Source organism: Parolsenella sp. (assembly GCF_982402205.1).
This window is the reverse complement of the sequence record NZ_CEVYAT010000216.1, coordinates 1-1,661: the sequence shown is the minus strand read 5'-3', so window position 1 is coordinate 1,661 and position 1,661 is coordinate 1. Positions and strand designations below refer to the sequence as shown.

Genomic DNA, 1,661 nt, shown 5'->3' with positions numbered 1-1,661 from the left:
GTGTCATAGCGGCTGCTCGCCGCTTCCGGCGTGTGGGCGTTGCGGGTGCCTGCCCGTTACGCTCGTCTCCCATAGCTGAGGAATCGCACCGCGTGGACCCTTGCGTTGATTCGCGGGGGTCCGCGCGTTACGCGTGCCGCTTTCGTGGGCAGACTCTCCATGAGGGCCCGCGTCGGTCGCGGGCGCCACGCGAGAGAGGAGCGGTCCATGAGCGAGCTCAAGTTCTACAAGTGCAAGAAGTGCGGCGAGGTGTTCTGGAAGGTCGTGGACGCCGAGTGCGACTGCACGCCCTCCTGCTGCGGCGAGCCGTGCGTGGCGCTTGTCGCCAACACGGTTGACGCCGCGCGCGAGAAGCATGTGCCGGCGCTTTCCGTCGAGGGTGACAGGCTCGTGGCGCGCGTGGGCGAGGTGGCCCACCCGATGCTGCCCGAGCATCACATCGCCTTCATCGCGCTCGACCGCGGCAACGGCAAGGTCGAGGTCAAGTTCCTGCAGCCGGGGGAGGCCCCCGAGGCAACGTTCTGCGTGCCGCCGTGCGATGCCGTGGTCTACGAGTACTGCAACCTCCATGGCTTGTGGAAGGCAGTCTTCACGGCCTAGCCGGGGACAAGGGGACGTGTCTTTTGTCCCCGTGGTCTTGGGCACTGAACCTTGTGAGGTATTTGCTGGGGATCTACGGGCCAGAGGAACTGTCTCTCTGGCACGCTGTTGGGCGGCCGCGGGCGAACTCGCGGCCGCCCTACTTTTGCCTCGCGCCCGGACACCTGAAGACCCGCCAAAGCTCGCGGGCAGAATCCTCTTGGCGCAGGCGCCGGTGAGCACGACGGTGTTGGCCACAGCCGCAGCGTCTCGTCGCTCACGTCGCCGCCCAGCTCGGAGAGGTGCGTGGGCAGGTCCATCTCGCGCTCAAAGGTCTCGAGGGCGTCGATGCCGGCAAGGGAGACATGCCGGCCTGCCTCCTTGACGGAGCCGTCGCCGTAGACAAGCAGCACGCGCCTATCCGCGCACAGCGCGGCGAGCTCGGGCACGGAGTCGTTGCGTATCGGCAGCCTGGTGTCGTTGCGAAGCGAAAAGTCCTTCATGTTCCTCTCGCTCTCGTTGGGCAATGGGCCTGGTCCTAGCGGTGCCGCCCATCCTAACAACCGGTTGTTACTACCGAACAAGTTGGGAATGCGCGGAATTTGCGCGAGGGCGTTGGCGTGGGCGCCCGCCGGAGCCTATCCTTGGACGTGCCGCTTGCCGGCCGGCGCGTTGGCTGCCGGCCACCTGGGCGAGGCGCCTGTCGCCGCCCGATTGCCTGACATGGCCTGTCCGTTGCTCGGTTAGAATTCCCGACCAGCCGTTGGAGTGGGGGGAGAAAACCAGATGATCTTGTCGCTTGCCCCCATGGAGGGGGTCACGGGCCACGTGTTCAGGCGCGTCCACGCCGCCTGCTTTGGCCCTCTGAGCCGCTATTACACGCCCTTTGTGGCGCCGCCGCACGTGGGTAAGGGCTTCGTGGGACGTGCCAAGAAGGAGCTCGACCCGCAGACCAACGAGGGGCTCGATGTGACTCCGCAACTGCTCACCTGCGATGCCGACCGCTTCGTGTGGGCCGCTGGGCTGCTCGCGCAGATGGGCTATCGCGAGGTCAACCTCAATCTGGGCTGCCCCTCGGGCAC

The 1,661-nt window shown here is 66.5% G+C and carries 2 protein-coding genes; both read left to right on the top strand.

Features of this window, described 5'->3' with window-relative positions; translation table 11 throughout:
• The first annotated feature begins 207 nt into the window (after window positions 1-207).
• Window positions 208-600, top strand: coding sequence for a desulfoferrodoxin family protein (locus AC1VTH_RS08165; protein ID WP_481335682.1), 393 nt, complete (start codon window positions 208-210; stop codon window positions 598-600).
• 765 nt (window positions 601-1,365) lie between these two features.
• Window positions 1,366-1,661: tRNA-dihydrouridine synthase (locus tag AC1VTH_RS08160; RefSeq protein ID WP_481335681.1), on the top strand; the 296-nt coding region annotated here is incomplete at its 3' end.

What these genes read in the sequence shown, in the direction of transcription:
- AC1VTH_RS08165 (WP_481335682.1), top strand. Translation starts at nt 208, where the DNA reads ATGAGCGAGCTCAAGTTCTACAAGTGCAAGAAGTGCGGCGAGGTGTTC.